Annotated in this window: 17 protein-coding genes; 12 read left to right on the top strand and 5 right to left on the bottom strand. The window is 40.9% G+C overall.

Annotated elements, in window-relative coordinates; all coding sequences use genetic code 11:
* Positions 1-22 precede the first annotated feature (22 nt).
* The gene (locus NST57_RS09390; RefSeq protein WP_341298432.1) at positions 23-718 is read right to left on the bottom strand and encodes a YoaK family protein; all 696 of its coding nucleotides are present in this window, start codon (positions 716-718) and stop codon (positions 23-25) included.
* Between the two features lie 34 nt (positions 719-752).
* The gene (locus tag NST57_RS09395) at positions 753-2,618 is read right to left on the bottom strand and encodes a DNA ligase D (protein WP_341298433.1); all 1,866 of its coding nucleotides are present in this window, start codon (positions 2,616-2,618) and stop codon (positions 753-755) included.
* Between the two features lie 115 nt (positions 2,619-2,733).
* Between NST57_RS09395 and ku the strand changes: the two genes are divergently transcribed.
* Entirely contained in the window at positions 2,734-3,582 is an 849-nt protein-coding gene (gene ku, locus NST57_RS09400) for a non-homologous end joining protein Ku (RefSeq protein WP_341298434.1), read from the top strand.
* 27 nt (positions 3,583-3,609) lie between these two features.
* Here the strand turns inward: ku and NST57_RS09405 are convergent, their stop codons facing one another.
* Complete coding sequence (locus tag NST57_RS09405; protein ID WP_341298435.1) at positions 3,610-4,053, bottom strand: DUF2188 domain-containing protein; 444 nt, start codon at positions 4,051-4,053, stop codon at positions 3,610-3,612.
* A 136-nt stretch (positions 4,054-4,189) separates the two neighbouring features.
* Here NST57_RS09405 and NST57_RS09410 point away from each other — a divergent pair, with 136 nt between their 5' ends.
* From NST57_RS09410 to NST57_RS09420, 3 genes are all read left to right on the top strand, one after another.
* Positions 4,190-4,663, top strand: coding sequence for a VOC family protein (locus tag NST57_RS09410; RefSeq protein WP_341298436.1), 474 nt, complete (start codon positions 4,190-4,192; stop codon positions 4,661-4,663).
* A gap of 48 nt (positions 4,664-4,711) precedes the next feature.
* Positions 4,712-5,125 (top strand): Rrf2 family transcriptional regulator, encoded by a 414-nt coding sequence (locus tag NST57_RS09415; protein WP_341298437.1) that lies wholly within the window; start codon positions 4,712-4,714, stop codon positions 5,123-5,125.
* Between the two features lie 113 nt (positions 5,126-5,238).
* Positions 5,239-6,090, top strand: a complete 852-nt coding sequence (locus NST57_RS09420) for an SDR family oxidoreductase (RefSeq protein WP_341298438.1) — start codon at positions 5,239-5,241, stop codon at positions 6,088-6,090.
* A 117-nt stretch (positions 6,091-6,207) separates the two neighbouring features.
* Here NST57_RS09420 and NST57_RS09425 read toward each other — a convergent pair whose 3' ends face one another.
* A complete protein-coding gene (locus tag NST57_RS09425) occupies positions 6,208-7,563 on the bottom strand; it encodes an IS1182 family transposase (protein ID WP_142154945.1) in 1,356 nt (451 codons plus the stop codon).
* A gap of 258 nt (positions 7,564-7,821) precedes the next feature.
* Between NST57_RS09425 and NST57_RS09430 the strand changes: the two genes are divergently transcribed.
* From NST57_RS09430 to NST57_RS09445, 4 genes are all read left to right on the top strand, one after another.
* Complete coding sequence (locus tag NST57_RS09430) at positions 7,822-8,538, top strand: (Fe-S)-binding protein (RefSeq protein WP_341298439.1); 717 nt, start codon at positions 7,822-7,824, stop codon at positions 8,536-8,538.
* 21 nt (positions 8,539-8,559) lie between these two features.
* Entirely contained in the window at positions 8,560-9,984 is a 1,425-nt protein-coding gene (locus tag NST57_RS09435) for a LutB/LldF family L-lactate oxidation iron-sulfur protein (protein WP_341298440.1), read from the top strand.
* Positions 9,981-10,703, top strand: coding sequence for a LutC/YkgG family protein (locus NST57_RS09440; RefSeq protein WP_341298441.1), 723 nt, complete (start codon positions 9,981-9,983; stop codon positions 10,701-10,703). Before NST57_RS09435 ends, NST57_RS09440 begins: the two co-directional genes overlap by 4 nt.
* 133 nt (positions 10,704-10,836) lie before the next feature.
* On the top strand, positions 10,837-11,745 hold the full coding sequence (locus tag NST57_RS09445) for a DMT family transporter (protein ID WP_341298442.1): 909 nt from the start codon (positions 10,837-10,839) through the stop codon (positions 11,743-11,745).
* A gap of 11 nt (positions 11,746-11,756) precedes the next feature.
* Here the strand turns inward: NST57_RS09445 and NST57_RS09450 are convergent, their stop codons facing one another.
* The gene (locus NST57_RS09450; protein ID WP_341298443.1) at positions 11,757-12,041 is read right to left on the bottom strand and encodes a hypothetical protein; all 285 of its coding nucleotides are present in this window, start codon (positions 12,039-12,041) and stop codon (positions 11,757-11,759) included.
* A 15-nt stretch (positions 12,042-12,056) separates the two neighbouring features.
* Between NST57_RS09450 and NST57_RS09455 the strand changes: the two genes are divergently transcribed.
* From NST57_RS09455 to NST57_RS09470, 4 genes are all read left to right on the top strand, one after another.
* The gene (locus tag NST57_RS09455; protein WP_341298444.1) at positions 12,057-14,273 is read left to right on the top strand and encodes an RNA ligase; all 2,217 of its coding nucleotides are present in this window, start codon (positions 12,057-12,059) and stop codon (positions 14,271-14,273) included.
* Positions 14,274-14,337: 64 nt separating this feature from the next.
* A complete protein-coding gene (locus tag NST57_RS09460; RefSeq protein WP_341298445.1) occupies positions 14,338-15,048 on the top strand; it encodes a DUF421 domain-containing protein in 711 nt (236 codons plus the stop codon).
* A 228-nt stretch (positions 15,049-15,276) separates the two neighbouring features.
* On the top strand, positions 15,277-15,858 hold the full coding sequence (locus tag NST57_RS09465) for a TetR/AcrR family transcriptional regulator (protein WP_007499369.1): 582 nt from the start codon (positions 15,277-15,279) through the stop codon (positions 15,856-15,858).
* Between the two features lie 21 nt (positions 15,859-15,879).
* Positions 15,880-19,023 carry a bifunctional cytochrome P450/NADPH--P450 reductase gene (locus NST57_RS09470; protein ID WP_341298446.1) on the top strand — a complete coding sequence of 1,048 codons (3,144 nt, stop codon included), beginning with the start codon at positions 15,880-15,882 and terminating at the stop codon, positions 19,021-19,023.
* Positions 19,024-19,108 lie beyond the last annotated feature (85 nt).

A 19,108-nucleotide genomic window follows, 5' to 3' on the forward strand; every position in this document is an offset into this window, starting at 1 on the left:
GAAATAGCCATCTAAAGATTGGCTATTTCAATTGGTGAAAGTGCTTGAATGTAGACGTGATCACAATAACTCCTAGGATGCAAATAGGCAGCCAAATGATGATAAACGGATCGTAAGTATCTGTATACGCAGCTAAAGCCGCTCCTAGACAGTAAAAGACAATAGAACCGATTCGCAGCAAGCTCACATGCTGAATAGGAGCTTTTCTTTTTTCTCGATTTGATAAGCGCTGGACCAAGTCTTCAAATAGGTTAGCAAGTGTACTAGTTAGAACTATAGTAGAAATGCCAGCGACATTTAATTTACGTGCGGCCGCCGTTTGCATGCCCATCGCCATACTTAAAAGGATAATCAGCATAAAATAAGCATCTTGTGTAGAAGGAAAAATGGTCATAAGAGCAAATAGAAGCAAGATGATGACTTCTATGAAAAAGATGCGTGTAACGGCTTTTGGCCAAAATGTTTTTTCGTGTTTTCCACCTATGACAACAGCTAGTAAAACACCTAGAAGAAATCCGCTAAGTGCAGTGATAGAATGAAGAGCGGTTAACTGTAATGAACTGCCTGCTGCAATGCCAAGCAGTACAATATTTCCCGTCATATTCGCTGTAAACACATGCCCTAGGCTTAAATAGCCAATAACATCTACTATCCCTGCGGTAAGGCATAAGAAAATCAGCGCAATGTTTCGTATTGTGTGTGCGGTCAAAATGGTCATCCCTTTCTTTCTCTCTGATGAATAAGTGTAACGCTTAATGACCGCGTATGTCCATTTTATGAGCTGGTAAAATGTCCTGCAGCTGATATAAAACTTGTCGAAAACAATCATCATTCACATGGTGCCTCATTTGCCGGAATGGATCGCCTTTTTCCTTTAGACGCTTCATAACAGCCGGCATCGTAAATAAAGAAGGGTGACATTCTTCGCTATTCAATTCTTCCCATTCAATCGGTGTTGCAACAAGTCCAAGCTCGTTTCCTCTCGGGGAATAGGGGGCGATGATCGTTTTTCCAGCATCATGTTGAAGGTAGTCTAAATATAAACGATTGCCGCGGTTTTTCTTTAGACGCTCTAGCGTAAACAGCTCGGGTGCTTGTTCACATAAAAATTGGCAGATGAACGCAGTGAATTGTCTAGTTTGTTCATATGTGAAGGCATTTTTCTTCAATGGGATATAAACTTGCAGTCCTTTCCCACCACTTGTTTTAATAAATGCGGTGAGAAAGAGTCCATCTAAAATGACCTTGATTCGTTTGGCTGCTTCTATTGCTAAGTGAAACTCTTTAACAGATGGCGGATCTAAATCAAATACAATTTCTACAGGCCGATCTGTATCTCTCGTTTCAAAAGGAATATGAAATTCCATCGCCAGCTGGTTACCTAGCCAAAGCAACGTGTTAGGATCATTACAGATTGTGTATGAAATATCGTGCGCTTGATCTGTCTCAACAAAATCAGGCGCATAATCGGGCGTTGCCTTTTGATAAAAAGATTCTCCACGAGTGCCATGAGGGAAGCGAATTAACGTAAGACGTCTTTCACGTAAAAAGGGTAATAAATAGGGAGCGGCTTGTCTCAAATAAAGTAAGTAATCTGCCTTTGTGATATGAAGGGCAGGTACAACCGGTTTCTCTGGGTGGGTGACGTCAATCATAGCAGGGAGCGGATAAAGCTGTTTGAGCATGTGCTGAAAGGTACACGCTGCTGGATCTGCATCGAATAAAAACGAAGAAAACCGGGGCTCTCTTAAAGCTGATCCATCAAAAGCGATACAGGCAATCTTTGCGACAATAGATGGCGGGATTTCATATTGTGAAGCTCCTGTCATTTGACCTTTGGTTAGGAATAAGGTGCGCAGGGTTTGTTCTTCTTCTTTAGAAAAACCATGCTTAAATTGGACAACCTCTATGAGATTCGTTTCTTGATAAAGACATCCTTGAAAATAGCCATTGTCTTTATCAAAACGGGTCACGATGACCGATACATACCGCCAATTTTTAATTTTGAGCCAATCTTTCGAGCGGGTATGCTCTTGCCATTTACTCATCTTCTTTTTAGCAACTAATCCTTCCGCTAAATAGGTCAGCATGATTTTTTTCATATAATCAGGGCTGCTATCGGTTTGGATGATTTGAAGAAGAGAGGGGTGATTCAGCTGAACGGAGGGAGGAAGATTTGCAGCTTGGAACACCTCATGCAGCTCAGCTTTTCTTTCTATCAGCGGTAAATCAACGAGGGATTTCCCTTTGCATCTCAATAAATCAAATGCAATGAAATGACATGGGAACCGCTTAGCCTGGCGTTGAATGGTTTCTGTGTTTTTCAGACGGCCTCTTTGCTGAACCTTTGTAAAATCACTTTCTTGTTCACTCAGTAAAAAGACCAATTCTCCATCTAGGGTCAGCGGTAAAAAAGGTGCAAGCTGCTTCGTTATTTGCTCGCACTGATCAATGACTTCAGGAAATTGTTCGTTTAATCGTTTGCCCGCTCTGCTTTCTAAATAGATTGTGTCTTTTTCCCATATAAGAATGGCCCTGAAGCCGTCATATTTTAATTCATACAGCCAGTCTGCTCCAACAGGAATATCATGTGCAGACGTTAAACGCATCGGTTTCATTGTGTTTTTCACTTCCTTACATCATGTGTTCTTAGAGTGGGATGAAATTTTCATAAACATACATAACTCAGATGAAAACATTGCATAGTAAGGAGAAAAGAACGGAGGCGTTACGATGCATACAGTATGGAAGGGTGGCATTAGCTTCGGACTGGTGAATATTCCAGTCAAGCTGTTTACCGCTACAGAAAACAAAGATATTAAATTAAGACAGCTTCATAAAGAATGCCATACGCCGATTAACTACAAAAAGGTTTGTGCTAACTGCGGTGAGGAGGTAGCGCCAGAGCAAATTGTGAAAGCGTACGAGTATGCCAAAAATAAATTCATTGAATTGGATGAGGAAGAACTCGAAAGGCTGAGAAAAGAAAATGAAGACAAAGCCGTAGAAATCATTGATTTTGTGAAGATAGAAGAAATCGATCCCATCTATTATGAAAGAAGTTATTTTCTATCTCCAGATACCGGTGGAGCAAAGGCTTATTCATTATTAAGAAAAGCGTTGCAAGAATCAGGGAAAATCGGTGTAGCCAAGATCATGATTCGTTCAAAGGAGCAATTAGCGATTGTTAGGTGCTACGAACATATTTTACTAATGGAAACCATTCATTTCCCTGACGAAATTAGACAAGTATCAGACGTCCCGAATATCCCGCAAGAGGAAAACATCGTAAAGAAGGAGTTGGATACAGCGCTCCTTTTAATCGAGCAGCTGACAACAACATTTGATCCTGCCGCATACCGGGATGAATACAGAGAGCAGCTGATGAATGTAATTGGAGACAAAATCTCTGGAGAACATACTGTTCAGCCAGATACGACAGGTAAAAAAGAGGCTTCATCCAATGTGACCGATTTGATGGCCGCTTTGCAGGCTTCTATCGATCGATCAAAACCGGCAAAAACGAAAAAAGCAGCACCTAAGAAAAGAAAAGCACCCGCTAAAAAAGAAAAGAATGCATAAAGAAAAGACCGCTTGCCAAAGGGCGGTCTATTTTGGCTTCACCACATCCTGAATCGTCCCGTCTGTTCGGTGGATGACAACTGCTGTTCCTTTTTTAGATGAAATCTCCTTCGCACGGTCGATGGCTTCCTGTTTCGTTTCTTTTACCTCACTTGCACGCTTCGCTTTTTCAGTTTGAACTGCCCAGCCTTCATCATGTTTCACGACATGCTGCGCATGGTCCATGAGCTCTGGTCGTGCAGAGCTGCTTTTCTTAGAAGGTGTCACAGAACCATGAGAGTCAAAGTCCTCCATTTCTTTTTCCGTCGCATTCTTTTTCCACTCTTTTGCTTGATTGATCGCAATTGGAATCGCTCTACCTTCTTTATAGCCTTCCTGCACCATTTTGTTGGCAATCTCAAGTACTTTTTTTCGAATGACTTTGTCTAACGATTGAAATGAAGCTAGATAATCCTCCATTGTCCAAGGCATATTGAACACTCCTTCATATGCAATTGACCAAACATTTAATCATCTCAATCCAATGGCTTGGTTGAAATACATCGTTTTGCTGAGGAAGAATGTTTTCAATTCCTGCACAATAGAAGATAGTAAAGGAGTGATTGAAATGATGATGAAAGGGTTGTATGAAGCACATTTACCTGTGACTGATTTGAAGGCATCCATTTCTTTTTTTGAAAAATTGGAATTAACTCTCGCTCATGAAAATGAACGAGTGGCCTTTTTATGGATTGAGAAAGGAAAGAGCTGGCTTGGCCTTTGGAAGGTTGACATGTCCACTGTTCCATATCATCCAGCCACTCGCCATGTTGCCTTCCAAATGGAAACATCCAGCATTGAGCACATTAAAGAATGGCTGATAGAAAAAGGGATCAGCATTCATCCGATGTTCGGTTTTTCGGAAGAGCAGCAGCCTTTAGTTCTCGATAATCCGCCACAATTTCATGCCGCCATTTACTTTCTTGACCCCGATGGGAATCTGCTTGAATGTATCGCACCGCTAGAAATCGATGCAGCAAAACATCATGAGATGATGACATTTGAGGACTGGGAAAGAAAGAAACATCCGTTTATTGATTGACAAATCCACTCATTGTAACTATATTGATTACAACGGTGGTGAAAGATTGTGAAACAAATTAGCAGCAGGTATACCATTGCTGTTCATATTTTGTCATTTATTGCAGGTGTTTCAAAAGAGTGCACAGGGGATTTTATTGCAGAAAGTGTCAATTCAAATCCTGTCATTATTAGAAAAATGATGGCTATGCTCAAAAAGGCGGATCTCATTGAGATTCGCCGCGGAGTTGGCGGTGCTTCCTTAAAAAGACCGGCAGAGGACATCACACTGCTAGATGTGTACCGGGCTGTGGATGTAAGCGCAGATGAAGAGTTATTTAACTTTCATCAACCAGTCATTGCATGTCCAATTGGTCAAGCGATGGATACGAGACTGCGGCAAGAACTCAAAGAAGCACAGTCTGCACTTGAGCGTCACCTAAAACAAGTGACAATTAAGCAATTATTAATCGAGGCGGAGTAGAAAAAGCTCATACATGGAGCTTTTTTTACCCCTTCGTTGTAACCATTTTGATTATAACGAATGATCTGATGCAAGAAACATCACCGTTAAACGAAAATGAGGAGGTCAAATCAATGACAATATTAGTGACAGGTGCAACAGGACAACTTGGATCGCTCGTCGTCAAACATTTGCTCGCAAAAGTACCAGCTGAACAATTGGCGGTCAGTGTTCGAGATCCGCAAAAAGCAGTACATCTAAAGGAAGCTGGGGTGGATGTGCGCAAGGGAGACTTCACACAGCCGGATACACTTCAATCAGCGTTTCAAGGGATTGATCGTCTTTTGATCATTTCGTCTGGGGATGGAGATCGCGTGAAGCAGCATATCAATGCGATCCAAGCAGCGAAAGCAGCGAATGTGTCATTTATTGCTTATACAAGTGTTGTCAATGCAAGAGAAAGTCAGCTTAACCTAGCACATGACCATGCAAAAACAGAAGAAGCAATTTTGGCCTCTGGCATCCCCCATGTTTTTTTAAGAAACAATTGGTATGTGGAAAATGAAAAAGATACGATTCTGGCATCAGTGAACGGAGCGCCATTTATCAGCCCAATTGGTGAAGGTAAAGTCGGCTGGGCAACAAGAAATGACTATGCAGAAGCAGCAGCAAATGCGTTAACACTCCCGGCACATGATCAGGAAATCTATGAATTGTCAGGACCTCTTCGCACACACACTGAGCTTGCACAAATGGTCAGCAAAGTGAGCGGGAAAGAAATCAAAGTAGAGCATATGGATGTAGATACATTTGGAGAATTTTTAGCGTCAAATGGTGTACCGAAAGAAGCTGTTCCATTTGTCAAAGCGATGCAAAGCGGAATTCGCGATGGGGCATTAGCGGTCGAAAGCCATGACTTCGAAAAACTATTAGGACGCTCTTTAACACCTATTGAAGATAGAATACGAGAAATGATGTCAAACTAAACATGAAAAAACGCCCTGTAAAAGGGCGTTTTTTCATGTCAGACCGTAGACAAACCCCACTTTTACTTAAAGTAAAAGTGGGGTTTTCACTGATTTTGATAAAATTTATCTGTTGTCTTAGGCTGGACATGGTCCTTTCCATGTCCAGTTTGCTAGCTTTTTGAGATTCATGGCAGCGAAAGTAAGCATCGCCTGCATTGAAACTTTTTTGAGTCCACGAAGTTTCGTCCAACGCATACCATGCTTTTCTTTTGCATCCGCAAAAACGCGTTCTATTGTTTCTTTCCGTTTTGCATAAATGTCTTTATTCATTTGTGTCAGTCTCAGATGGTCTGCTTCATCTAGATAGTCCTGCCAAATATGCCGATGAATTTGTTTGGTGTGATTTTGACTTTGTGTACAGTTATTTAAAAACGAGCAGGATTTACATACCTCTGAATCAGACGCATATTGCTTATAGCCTTCTCTAGTCGTTGTACGATAAGAGAGAATTTGCCCGTTGGGGCAAATGTAACAATCAAAATATGCATCATACACGTATTCATTCTTTTTCAAATAACCAGCTTTTGTTCTTGGACGAGTGTAAGGCATGACAGGTCTTATCTCTTGATCCATTAAAAACTTAGCGATGTAAGGTGTTTTATATCCTGCATCTACTGCGACTACAAATGGTTTTCCGACTTTTTCTGTCACCTTTAATACGAGTGAATCCAACATACGACTATCATGAACATTTCCACCAGTGACCAGTGATCCTAAAATAAATCCTTTAGAATCACAAGCCGTATGAAATGAATAGGCAAATGATTTTTCTCGCTCATCCTTCACATAGTAGCCACTCTCTGGATCAGTCGTACTTACCTTGATTTCTTTTGTCTCTTCTTTATTCTGTAGGGGTAAAGGCTTTTTTCCATGTTCTTCACGGTCAATATTGATCTCCTCATGAAGCTGATTTTGATAACTTCTCGTCTCTACTCGAACAATTTTCTTTTCAAGTTTTTTCTTATTGGCATTCGCTTTTACATGAGTGGAGTCAATGAAGGCAATAGAAGGGTCAACGAGTCCTTTTTTCATCGCTTCTCTTAAGATTCGGTAAAAAATTTGTTCGAATAAATCTGTATCATGGAAGCGTCTCACGTAGTTTTTACCGAAGGTAGAAAAGTGCGGGATTTTCTCAGAAAATCCATATCCAATAAACCAACGATAAGCCACGTTGGTTTCAATTTCTTTAATGGTTTGCCGCATAGAGCGAATGCCAAATAGATATTGAATTAAGACCATCTTAATGAGAACAACGGGATCAACACTTGGTCTACCATTGTCAGAACTATAATGATCTTTGACAAGATCATAAACGAAATCAAAGTCGATCGCTTGATCAATTTTTCGTACAAGATGATCTTGAGGCACTAATTCATCTAAAGCCACTACTTCTAATTGATTTCGTCTTTCTTCTTCACGTTTCGATAACATATTTATCCCCCACAGATTAGTGTTATTACCCTTATTATACAAAAAAGCCTGTAGACTTTGTCTACAAGCTGACATGAAAAAACGCCCTGTAAAAGGGCGTTTTTTCATGTATCTACACAAGCAGGATGTCCAAATTTTAGACATATCCGTTCGTTGAAATTTCAGAAATTTGGGATTAAAATGAAATAAAGGTCCATTATTTAGTCATCAGATGACCAGACATAAATCAAGGTGCAGCAAAAGAAAGGAAGTTCGCCGATGAGAGTCAGTTTATTTGTCACCTGTTTAATTGACACTATGCAGCCACATGTAGGAAAGGCGACTGTTGAGGTGTTAGAGCGGCTTGGTGTTGAAGTGGCATTCCCTGAAGCACAAGTGTGCTGCGGGCAGCCCGCCTTTAACAGCGGCTATACAAAAGAAACAATCAAAGCGGCCAAAAATATGATCAAAGCCTTTGAATCAGCTGAATATGTCGTCGCACCATCAGGTTCTTGTAAGGCCATGTTTTTAGAATATCCGCATCTTTTTAAAGAAGACCGAGCGTGGTTTGCCCGAGCTCGGGCACTTGCTGCGAAAACATATGAATTAACGGAATTTATTGTTGATATATTACATGTAACAGATGTAGGCGCGAGTCTGAAAGGAAAAGCCACCTATCATACCTCCTGCCATATGACGAGACTGCTTAGAATTAAGGAAGCGCCTTTCACACTGTTGTCAAATGTCAAAGATTTGGTGATGGAACCATTGCCTCGCGCTGAAAATTGCTGCGGATTCGGAGGAACCTTTTCAATCAAAATGACATCCATTTCTGAGCAAATGGTCGATGAAAAAGTACAGAGTATAGAGGAGACAGGCGCTGAATATATCATTGGTGCTGACTGTGGATGTCTGCTGAATATCGGAGGAAGGCTGAATCGTCTTCATAAGCCAGTCAAAGTGATGCATATCGCAGAAGTGTTGAATAGCCGCTGAAGCTAAGAGGGGGAACGGCACATGAGTATGAAAATTGGAGAGAAGGCATTTAAAGAGCGGATCGGCGAAGGATTAGAAGACGCTGTGATGAGAGGAGCTGTTTCATCGGCACAGGAGCGTCTGTATAAAAGGCGGATGACTGCAAGTGAAGAGCTTGGAAATTGGGAAAAGTGGCGTGAACTTGGGGAGGAGATCAGGCAGCATACGCTCACCCATCTTGATGACTATTTATATCAATTAAGCGAGAGCGTGAGTAAACGTGGAGGTCATGTGTTTTTTGCAAAAACAAAGGAAGAGGCATCGGCGTACATTCAAGATGTAGCACAAAAAAAAGCAGCAAAAAAGATCGTGAAATCAAAATCAATGGTCACAGAAGAAATTGAAATGAATCAAGCGCTAGAAGAGATTGGCTGCGAGGTAGTTGAAAGCGATCTTGGAGAATATATTCTCCAAGTTGATGACCATGAACCACCTTCACATATCGTGGCACCAGCCCTTCATATGACCAAAGAACAAATACGGGAAGTTTTTCACGAAAAGCTTGGATATGATATGTCAGAGACTCCTGAAGAAATGACCAAATTTGTAAGAGCTTTGTTACGAGAAAAATTTCTTGAAGCAGATATTGGTGTGACGGGCTGTAACTTTGCTGTGGCTGACACAGGATCGATTTGTCTTGTGACGAATGAAGGGAATGCGGATCTTGTCACGTCCATTCCAAAGACACATATCGCAGTCATGGGGATGGAGCGGCTTGTACCAACGATGGAGGAGCTCGATGTCCTTGTCGGTCTATTGTGCAGAAGCGCAGTCGGTCAAAAGTTAACAAGCTATATCTCTGTCGTGGGACCAAAAGGAGAAGGAGAGGTCGATGGGCCAGAAGAGTTCCATTTGGTCATTGTGGATAACGGACGGTCAAATATATTAGGGACGGAATTTCAGCCAGTTTTGCAATGTATTCGGTGTGCAGCCTGTATCAATGTGTGCCCCGTTTATCGGCATGTTGGCGGTCATTCGTACGGATCGATTTACCCGGGTCCGATTGGCGCTGTTCTTTCGCCGCTTCTTGGCGGCTATGATGACTACCAAGAGCTTCCTTTCGCCTCAAGTTTGTGCGCAGCCTGTACAGATGCTTGTCCAGTGAAAATTCCACTTCACGAATTATTAATCAAACATCGACAAGTCATCGTTGAAAAAGAGGGGAGAGCGCCTAAAGCGGAAATGATGGCAATGAAAATGTTCGGAATGGGCGTATCCACTCCTAGAATGTATCGATTTGGAACAAAAGCAGCCCCTTTGCTCTTGAAACGTATGGCTTCAAACGGACAGATTTCAAAAGGTGCGGGCCCTTTAAAGAATTGGACAGAAATTCGTGACCTCCCGGCGCCAAGCAAAGAAAGGTTTCGGGATTGGTTTAAAAAAAAACAAAAGGAGGAGCGGCAATGAAAGGAATCATTTCTCATCGAGATCCATTTTTAGCACATATCCAGCAACAATTAGGCAAAAGCTCCTCCAAGCCTGCATCTATTCGGCGTCCGGCTTGGAAGCATCGAGTCAATTGGGAAACAAATGAAGGTCTGTCGAAAGAAGAATTGGTGGAGCAATTGAAGGTGCAATGTCAGCAAATTCATACGAGAGTGGTAGAAACAAAGCCAAAAGAAGTACCCTTAACATTACGATTATTGATGAAAGAGTATGGAGAAGGTCCTGTGATGACTTCGAGCGATAGACGTTTTGCACAATATGAATGTCATCCTATGTTTCAAGCCTGGCGGAAAGAAGGAATCTCAGTCACTAGCTGGAATGCAGATACATCAAGAGAAGAAAATATAAGGCAGGCAGAACAAGCGAAATATGCAGTGGTATTCAGTGATTACACACTTGCAGAATCCGGAACGGTTGTTCTTTCCTCCCATCAAGGTCAAGGGAGAGCACTTCATTTTTTACCGATGATGTATATCGTATGTATTGAAAAAAGCACAATTGTCCCGCGGATGATTCATGCTGTTTCAGCTCTTCATCGCCTAGTAGAAGAAGGAGAGCAGACGAAAGGCGCCATTCATTTTATATCAGGTCCAAGTAATTCTGCTGATATTGAAATGAATTTAGTCGTTGGTGTTCATGGTCCGGTGCGGGCTGTGTATGTATTAATAGATGATGAATAAGGGCTTTCGTGAAGAAAGCTTTTTTTATGTAAACATTCTAAAAATTCACCTTGATCTAGGCGAATAGTCATAGTAAGATGACGTCATACAAGATGAGAAACTCATCTACTGCTGATTGTAAAGGAAGCTGCTAATGGAAATGAAGACAAATGCTCCAAAGAAGTCAATTGCGGTGCCGCTTGTGATCTCAATCATTGCGATTTCGTTTTCGGCCATTATTGTGAAGTGGTCTAGTGCGCCTGCTGCTATTTTAAGTATGTATCGAATGATATTTGCGGCGGTTTTGATGCTTCCGTTTATTCTGCCGCGTCAAAAAGAGTTTGTCTCGTTAAAGCGTAGAGACTGTTTTTTTTTATGTATGTCAGGTTTCTTTTTAGGACTCCATTTTGTTTTGTGGTTCGGCTCATTGAAGCTCACCACAGTGGCAAGCTCGACGATCATCATTGCACTTCAGCCGATGGTGTCATTATTAGGCGGATTTCTCATTTTTCGTGAACGAACAACGAAGTCAGCCATTTTCACAATGTGTGCGGCGATTGTTGGTGCGCTCATGATTGGATGGGGGGATATTGGACATAGCCAAGACGCCATTATAGGAGACATTTTATCCTTTTTCAGTGTAATCGCAGTTGTTTGTTATTTATTAATCGGTCAACAAGCTGTGAGAAAGATATCTCATTGGATTTATAGTTTTTGTGTATTTGGTTTTGCCGGCCTTTTTTTAATTTTATTTAACCTTGTACAGCAAACGCCTTTTGTAGGCTATTCGGGTAAAGAATGGGGGATTTTTTTACTTCTCGCCATTATTCCTACCATGTCCCATGTGATTAATAACTGGCTGTTAACCTATGTGAATGCGACAACTATTTCAATGAGTATTCTAGGCGAACCTGTTGGGGCAACGATACTCGCTGTTTTACTGCTTGGAGAGAAAGTCACACTGCTGCAAATGTTCGGTGGTCTACTTGTCCTTTTAGGTGTCTTTTTCTTTTTGATGCAGCAGCGACAAGGGATCGTGATGAAAACAAAAAAATCCGGTTAACTCCCGGATTTTTACTCTTTTAAATGATTTTTTTCAATTACTTTGTTTAATCTAGCCTCTACTTTCTTTAATTCCACTTGTTTTCTTCTTATCATTCGAATGGCAATCACAATGATGGTCACGATCAATGCGATGAATAGAAGAGAAAATACTTGGAATACGATATCCCCAATATTGAATGCAGCACTCTCTTTAATAATATGTAACCCCTCCTTTTGATATCTATATATTACCATATTAAATAAAAGATTGAGATTTATCCATAATTTATCTATAATAGGTAAAATATCACTCATTAAAGGAGAACCATTATGAGAACTTTAGTCCTTTTACGAGGTCTCCCAGGTGCGGGTAAATCAACTTGGATCAAAGAACAAGGCTTAGAACCATATACATTATCAGCGGATCAGATCCGTCTGTTAACCCAGCCTCCGCAGTTATCAGTCAATGGGAAACCGGAAATTTCAAGCAAACATGATCATAAAGTCTGGTCTTTATTATTTGAACTCCTCACAGCCCGGATGGAACGAGGAGACTTTACTGTCATTGATGCAACACATGTCACAAGTAAGTCCATTTCGCAGTATAAGTCATTAGCTACTTCATACCGCTATAGAGTGTATGTCGTCGATTTTACGCAAGTGCCTCTTGAAACAGCCCTGCTGCAAAATCGCAGTCGAGAGCCGCACAAAGTAGTGAAGGAATCTGTGTTATATCAAATGAATGAACGGTTAAAGACAGAGAAGGTGCCTTCATGGGTAACCGTTTTGACGCCTGAGGAATATCCAGCCATTATGACTTATCAGCCCAGGTCTTTTGATCAGTATGAGGCCATTCACGTCTTCGGTGATATTCACGGCTGTTTCACAGCTCTAAATACTTATTTGCAAGGAGACTTGAAAGAAAACGAGCTTTATATCTTTGCAGGTGATTTGCTTGATAGAGGAATAGAAAACAAGGAAGTTTTAGAATGGATGCTGGCACATAGAGAATGCCGCAATGTGATCGTAATTGAAGGAAATCATGACCAGCATCTTTACAAATATGCACATGAAGAAAAAGTGAGAAGTAATATGTTTAACCGTCATACTGCGCCTGAAATTGCGGAAGCAGGTTTTGACCTAAAAGAATTAAGGAAGTTTGTCAGAACATTTCATCAGCTCACCTATTTTACGTATCATGGTCAGACATTTCTTGTCACGCATGGTGGGCTTGCTCATTTGCCAGAAGAGCTTCTGCATGTCTCAGCGCAGCAGCTTATTCACGGAGTAGGTGAATATTCAGATGACATTGATCACTTATTTGTGCAAAACACTTCTGGATTAGATATCATTCAAATTCACGGTCATCGCAATTTATATAGACTGCCTATCCAAGCGGCGGAAAGATCTTATAATCTCGAAGGTCAGGTTGAATTTGGCGGACAGCTGCGTGTGTTAAAAATCACAGCAGGCGGGATTGAGACACATGAAATTGACAATCCTGTCTACAGAGCTTCTGAAAACAAGCAACCGGTCTTTGTTCAGCCCAATTTGACGCTGGATGATTTTTTAGCCCATTTAGATCAGCATGAATATGTACAGGAATTAAAGCTGCCACACGATATTTCATCTTTTAATTTCACCAAAAAAGCTTTTAGTGAAAGACAATGGGATGAAATAAATGTCAAAGCAAGAGGTTTGTTTATCAATATGACTTCAAAGCAAATTGTGTCTAGAAGTTATAATAAGTTCTTTAATATTGATGAACGTCCTGAAACAAGAATGCATCATTTAGTGAATCATCTTCGATTTCCTGTGACGGTCTATGATAAAGCAAATGGATACTTAGGCACGGTTGGGTTTAACGAAATAACAGATGAACTGGTGTTTACGTCCAAATCGTATACGTCACATGTGAAGCAAAATCAGCATGCTGCTTGGGTCGAAGAGCTATTTTATGCGACCTTTGACGAGGTACAGGTCGATTACATCAAATCATACGTACGTGACAACCATGTATCCCTTGTATTTGAAGTCATTTTGCCAGAGAAAGATCCGCATATTATCACATATGATCATGATCAACTCATTTTACTAGATATCGTGAAGCGTCAGCTGAGCTATGAAAAAGAACCATTTGCTGAAGTGAAAAGGCTCAGTGAACAGCTTGGCATGCGGTGCAAACAGAAAGTGGCAGTGTTTCATGATTGGACCTCTTTCTATAAATGGTATCAATCTGTATCACATGATGACACAATCAAAGAAGAAGGATATGTCATTGAGGATAACAGCGGCTTTATGACCAAGTTAAAGCTTCCTTATTATCAATTTTGGAAGCAAATGCGATCCATTAAACAGCGTGTTGCAGACAAGCGCTCCACCCAAAAATATATGCAGGCTTTGCAAACAACAGAGCAAGCAAGATTTTATACATGGCTGCTCGAGCAAGATCCAGTAAACGTGAGAAACTACTCAATCATTGAGCTGCGTTCACAATTTGAGCAAACGGAAGCGGCCCATTTGAATAATGATGGAATAAATGCATAGTCTAACAAAGAGTCTTTTCTAAAGAAAAGGCTTTTTTTCATGAAATCGAAAGGTGGAAGCTGAAATGCCAGATCATATTGAAGTCATTCTTCGAACCATGTTTGCTTTTGCTATTTTATTCGGCGGTGCTCGTCTTCTTGGAAAGCAAACCATTGCGCAAATGAATATTTTTGATTTCATTGCAGCGATCAGTCTAGGTTCAATTGCAGCGAACCTGGCGTTTAATACTACGCTTCCGCTTCATCACACAACCATATCTTTTGTGACACTTGTGATCATTATTTATGTGATTTCTTTACTTGCTTTAAGAAGCCGGAATGTGAGAGGATTTATGGCCGGTAAACCAACGCTTGTGATTCAAAATGGCAAAATCCTTGAAGAGAATATGAAAGGAATGAGGTATACACTGGATTATTTAAATCAACAGCTCAGAGAAAAGAATGTGTTTGACATTAGTGAAGTTGAATTTGCAATGATTGAAACAGATGGGCATATGTCAGTGAAAAAATACCCTTCATTTGATCATGTCACGCGAAAAGATCTTAACCTGTGGATGCAGGTAGATCGTTACATGCCCATTGAAGTCATTATGGACGGAAAGCTCATTTTGAAAAACCTCCATGAAAACCAATTAACTGAGCAGTGGATATATGAAGAAATTCAAAATAGGCAGCTGTCTTTAAAAGACATTGTTTATGCGGTTCGTTCAAGTAATGGCAGTTTATATATTGATACATATGACGATCACATCCATTCTCCAATTGACCAAGAATGAACATATAATACAGACGACACCCGCGCGTCACAAAAATGCCAATATTTATAAGTCGTTTGGATGTCATCTCTCTAGGTATCATTTCTCAATTATTATTATTTTCAGAAAATGTGGTGACGGATAAAAATAAGTATGTTTTAGTATAAATAGAGAATTTAAAAATATTAATATAATATACATTAAACGGAATGAACGTTCATTCCTGATATAACGAAAGGAGAGGATGAAATGCCCGCAGCAACTACTGATAAACAGGAGCAGATTATGAAGGCTTCTCTGGACTTATTTATTGAACGGGGTTTTGACGGTACAACGATGCCGATGATTTCGAAAAGAGCCAATGTTGGAGCAGGAACCATTTATCGTTATTTTGATAGTAAAGAGGCTCTTGTGAACATTTTATACCAGCGAAGCCTGACTGCATTTATCGACAAGGTGAATACAAACAGTCCAGACCCTAAAGCAAGTATCAGGGCTTATTTCAAACATGTCTTTTACTGCTTAGTGCTCTTTACGAAAGAGAATCCAAGTGGTCTGTACTTCTTAGAAATTGACAAACGCTCACACTATTTAGATGAGACAAGTAAAGAGAAGATGCAGCAGCTATTAAATGAGCTATTTCATATTTTTGAAGAAGGCAAAAAGGATGGAATTCATCCAAATCTTTCAGGGAGAACGATTTTATCCATTGTATTTGGAGCGTTCGTTCAGCTTCATAAACAGATTCTAGCAGAGGAAATTGAGCCAACGATTGAATTTTTAGAAGATATTGAGCAATGCTTATGGCGTGCCATTAGCGTTGCATCATAAAGAAATAAAGGGAGTGGGCACATGCAACAAACATCAATCATTCCAAAACCAAAAACATACGGACCTTTAAAAAATATTCCTCATATCAAAAAAGGAGAGCTTTCTCAAACCTTTTGGCGGCTGGCAGATGAATTAGGGCCGATCTTTCAGTTTGAATTTTCAAAAGCAACAAGTATTTTTGTTTCCAGCCATGAACTTGCCAAAGAAGTATTTGATGAGAGGCGTTTTGATAAATTCATTGGAAGCAGTCTCAATAAAGTGAGAACATTTTCAGGGGATGGGTTATTCACAAGTTGGACAGAAGAGCCGAACTGGAGAAAGGCTCATCACATCTTGATGCCGGCGTTTAGCCAGCAGGCCATGAAGGGCTATCATGAGATGATGCTTGATATTGCCACACAGCTTGTACAAAAATGGCAAAGAACGGGCCGTGATGAAGAAATTGAAGTAGCAGAGGATATGACAAAGCTCACTTTAGATACGATCGGGCTATGCGGTTTTGATTTTCGATTTAACAGCTTTTACAAAGAAAATCAGCATCCATTTATTGAAAGCATGCTGAATGGTTTAAATGAAGCGATGGATCAAGCAAGCAGATTGCCGGTTGCAGATAAATTAATGATCAAAAGAAGAAAAGAATTTGAACAAGACGTTGATTTTATGAAGCAATTAGTAGATGACATTATTCAAGAACGGAAAAAACAAGATAAAACGGGCAATGATTTACTTTCTCTCATGCTACATGCAAAGGATCCTGAAACAGGTGAACGCCTGTCAGATGAAAATATTCGTTATCAAATCATTACCTTCTTAATAGCGGGTCATGAAACAACAAGCGGATTGTTGTCATTTGCGATTTATTTCTTACTAAAGAATCCAGACAAATTAAAAAAAGCCGTACAAGAAGCAGACGACGTGCTGCAAGGCGGACTACCGACATTTAAGCAGGTTCAAAAACTAAGTTTTACGCGTATGGTCTTAAACGAAGCACTTCGCCTCTGGCCGACGGCACCTACGTTCTCTCTTTATGCGAAAGAGGATACAGTCATTGGAGGAAAATATCCGATCAAAAAAAATCAAAGTGTCAATGTGCTGCTTCCTAAATTACATCGAGATCAAGCGGTTTGGGGGGAGGATGCAGAAGAATTCAAGCCTGAACGTTTTATGCATCCTGAAAAAATTCCACAGCATGCCTATAAACCGTTCGGAAATGGCCAGCGTGCATGTATTGGGATGCAATTTGCCCTTCATGAAGCCACGATGGTTCTGGCGATGGTTCTGCACAACCTTGAATTGATTGACCATACGTCGTATGAACTGGATTTAAAAGAATCCCTGACAATTAAGCCGAATGATTTTAAAATCAAAGTGCGGCCAAGAAAGCAGCAATTCTTTATGGCGCCTCCGAAAGAAGAAGTGAAGAAAAACATGGCATCTGCTGAAGCAAAAATAGCGAGTCATGGAACGCCGCTATTGGTCTTATATGGATCAAATCTTGGTACAGCAAAGCAAATGGCAAACGAATTTGCTGAAGACGGGAAAGCAAAAGGGTTTGACGTGACAACGGCACCACTTGATGATTATACCCGAAAGTTACCAGAGTCAGGCGCAGTATTCATTGTAACGGCTTCATACAACGGCCATCCGCCTGACCATGCGAAACAGTTTGTGGATTGGGTGATGCAGGATGAGGAGCAGGATCTATCAAACGTGACATTTGCAGTCTTTGGGTGCGGGGATCGAAATTGGGCGAGCACGTATCAGCGTATTCCTCGTCTGATTGATGAAGCACTTGAAAGAAAAGGGGCGAAACGTTTAACGGATATAGGTGAAGGAGATGCGGGCGGTGATATGGATGAAGATAAAGAAACATTCCAGAAGACAGTCTTCGACGAGCTTGCAAAAGAATTCAATTTGACCTTGCAGGAGCAACGTCAAGAAAAGCCAAACCTATCCATTGCATATACGAATGAACTAGTGGATCGTCCTGTAGCTAAAACATACGGTGCCTTTTCAGCTGTTGTATTAAAAAATCAAGAATTACAATCTGAAAAAAGTACCCGCCAAACAAGGCATATCGAACTTCAATTACCCGAAGGCAAGCATTATAAAGAAGGAGATCATATCGGAATCGTGCCAAAAAATAATGCAACACTCGTTCAGCGGGTGACCGATCGTTTTAAGCTGGATCCAGAGCAGCACATGATACTCTCTTCGGAAAAAGAAGCAAGTCATTTACCATTAAATCAGCCAATTCAAGTCGAAGAATTGCTGGTGTCACATGTAGAGCTGCAAGAGCCTGTGACACGTACTCAGCTAAGAGATCTTGCAAAATATACGGTATGCCCACCTCATCGTATTGAACTTGAACAAATGGCGGGAGAAACTTATCAAGAAGCTGTATTAAAGAAGCGTGTGACCATGCTGGATTTACTAGAACAATACGAAGCATGTGAACTGCCATTTGATCATTTCTTAGCCCTTTTACCAGGCTTGAAGCCTCGTTATTACTCGATCTCCAGTTCGCCAAAGGTAGATGAAAAGAGGCTTAGTATCACAGTAGCTGTTGTGAAAGGAAAATCATGGAGCGGACGCGGTGAATACGCAGGCGTCGCATCAAACTATTTATGCGGGCTGCAAGAAGGAGATGAAGTGGCCTGCTTCCTTCATGAAGCTCAAGCAGGATTCGAATTGCCGCCTTCTCCTGAAATACCAATGATCATGATTGGACCAGGAACAGGTATCGCCCCATTTAGAGGGTTCATTCAGGCAAGGGAAGCATGGCAAAATGAAGGGAAGCCGTTAGGTGAAGCTCATCTTTATTTTGGGTGCCGCCACCCACATGAAGATGATCTGTATTATGACGAACTGCAGCTTGCAGCACAAAAAGGAGTCGTCACCATTCACCGTGCTTACTCTCGCTACGAGGAGCATAAAGTGTATGTCCAACACTTCATTAAAAATGATGGAGCCAAGCTCATTGAATTGCTCGACAAAGGCGCCTACTTGTATATTTGCGGGGATGGAAAGGTCATGGCACCAGATGTCGAGGCAACAATGATTGAACTGTATCAGTCTGAGAAACAGTGTGCAAAAGAAACAGCTGAACAATGGCTGACATCACTAGCCAATGACAACAGATATGTAAAAGATGTATGGAGCTGATTCAAAGGTTTTCTATCAGCTGAAAAGAAGACAAAGGGCTAACATAAATCACAATTTAACCCTTATCTTGAAACCGCCAATTTGG

It is taken from the genome of Bacillus sp. FSL M8-0077 (assembly GCF_038050255.1).
Lineage (GTDB): Bacteria > Bacillota > Bacilli > Bacillales > Bacillaceae > Bacillus > Bacillus altitudinis.

What these genes read in the sequence shown, in the direction of transcription:
- NST57_RS09430 (WP_341298439.1), top strand. Translation starts at nt 7,822, where the DNA reads ATGAGAGTCAGTTTATTTGTCACCTGTTTAATTGACACTATGCAGCCA.
- NST57_RS09390 (WP_341298432.1), bottom strand. Translation starts at nt 718, where the DNA reads ATGACCATTTTGACCGCACACACAATACGAAACATTGCGCTGATTTTC.
- NST57_RS09395 (WP_341298433.1), bottom strand. Translation starts at nt 2,618, where the DNA reads ATGAAACCGATGCGTTTAACGTCTGCACATGATATTCCTGTTGGAGCA.
- NST57_RS09440 (WP_341298441.1), top strand. Translation starts at nt 9,981, where the DNA reads ATGAAAGGAATCATTTCTCATCGAGATCCATTTTTAGCACATATCCAG.
- NST57_RS09460 (WP_341298445.1), top strand. Translation starts at nt 14,338, where the DNA reads ATGCCAGATCATATTGAAGTCATTCTTCGAACCATGTTTGCTTTTGCT.
- ku (WP_341298434.1), top strand. Translation starts at nt 2,734, where the DNA reads ATGCATACAGTATGGAAGGGTGGCATTAGCTTCGGACTGGTGAATATT.
- NST57_RS09470 (WP_341298446.1), top strand. Translation starts at nt 15,880, where the DNA reads ATGCAACAAACATCAATCATTCCAAAACCAAAAACATACGGACCTTTA.
- NST57_RS09420 (WP_341298438.1), top strand. Translation starts at nt 5,239, where the DNA reads ATGACAATATTAGTGACAGGTGCAACAGGACAACTTGGATCGCTCGTC.
- NST57_RS09435 (WP_341298440.1), top strand. Translation starts at nt 8,560, where the DNA reads ATGAGTATGAAAATTGGAGAGAAGGCATTTAAAGAGCGGATCGGCGAA.
- NST57_RS09445 (WP_341298442.1), top strand. Translation starts at nt 10,837, where the DNA reads ATGGAAATGAAGACAAATGCTCCAAAGAAGTCAATTGCGGTGCCGCTT.
- NST57_RS09425 (WP_142154945.1), bottom strand. Translation starts at nt 7,563, where the DNA reads ATGTTATCGAAACGTGAAGAAGAAAGACGAAATCAATTAGAAGTAGTG.
- NST57_RS09455 (WP_341298444.1), top strand. Translation starts at nt 12,057, where the DNA reads ATGAGAACTTTAGTCCTTTTACGAGGTCTCCCAGGTGCGGGTAAATCA.
- NST57_RS09410 (WP_341298436.1), top strand. Translation starts at nt 4,190, where the DNA reads ATGATGATGAAAGGGTTGTATGAAGCACATTTACCTGTGACTGATTTG.
- NST57_RS09465 (WP_007499369.1), top strand. Translation starts at nt 15,277, where the DNA reads ATGCCCGCAGCAACTACTGATAAACAGGAGCAGATTATGAAGGCTTCT.
- NST57_RS09405 (WP_341298435.1), bottom strand. Translation starts at nt 4,053, where the DNA reads ATGCCTTGGACAATGGAGGATTATCTAGCTTCATTTCAATCGTTAGAC.
- NST57_RS09450 (WP_341298443.1), bottom strand. Translation starts at nt 12,041, where the DNA reads ATGAGTGATATTTTACCTATTATAGATAAATTATGGATAAATCTCAAT.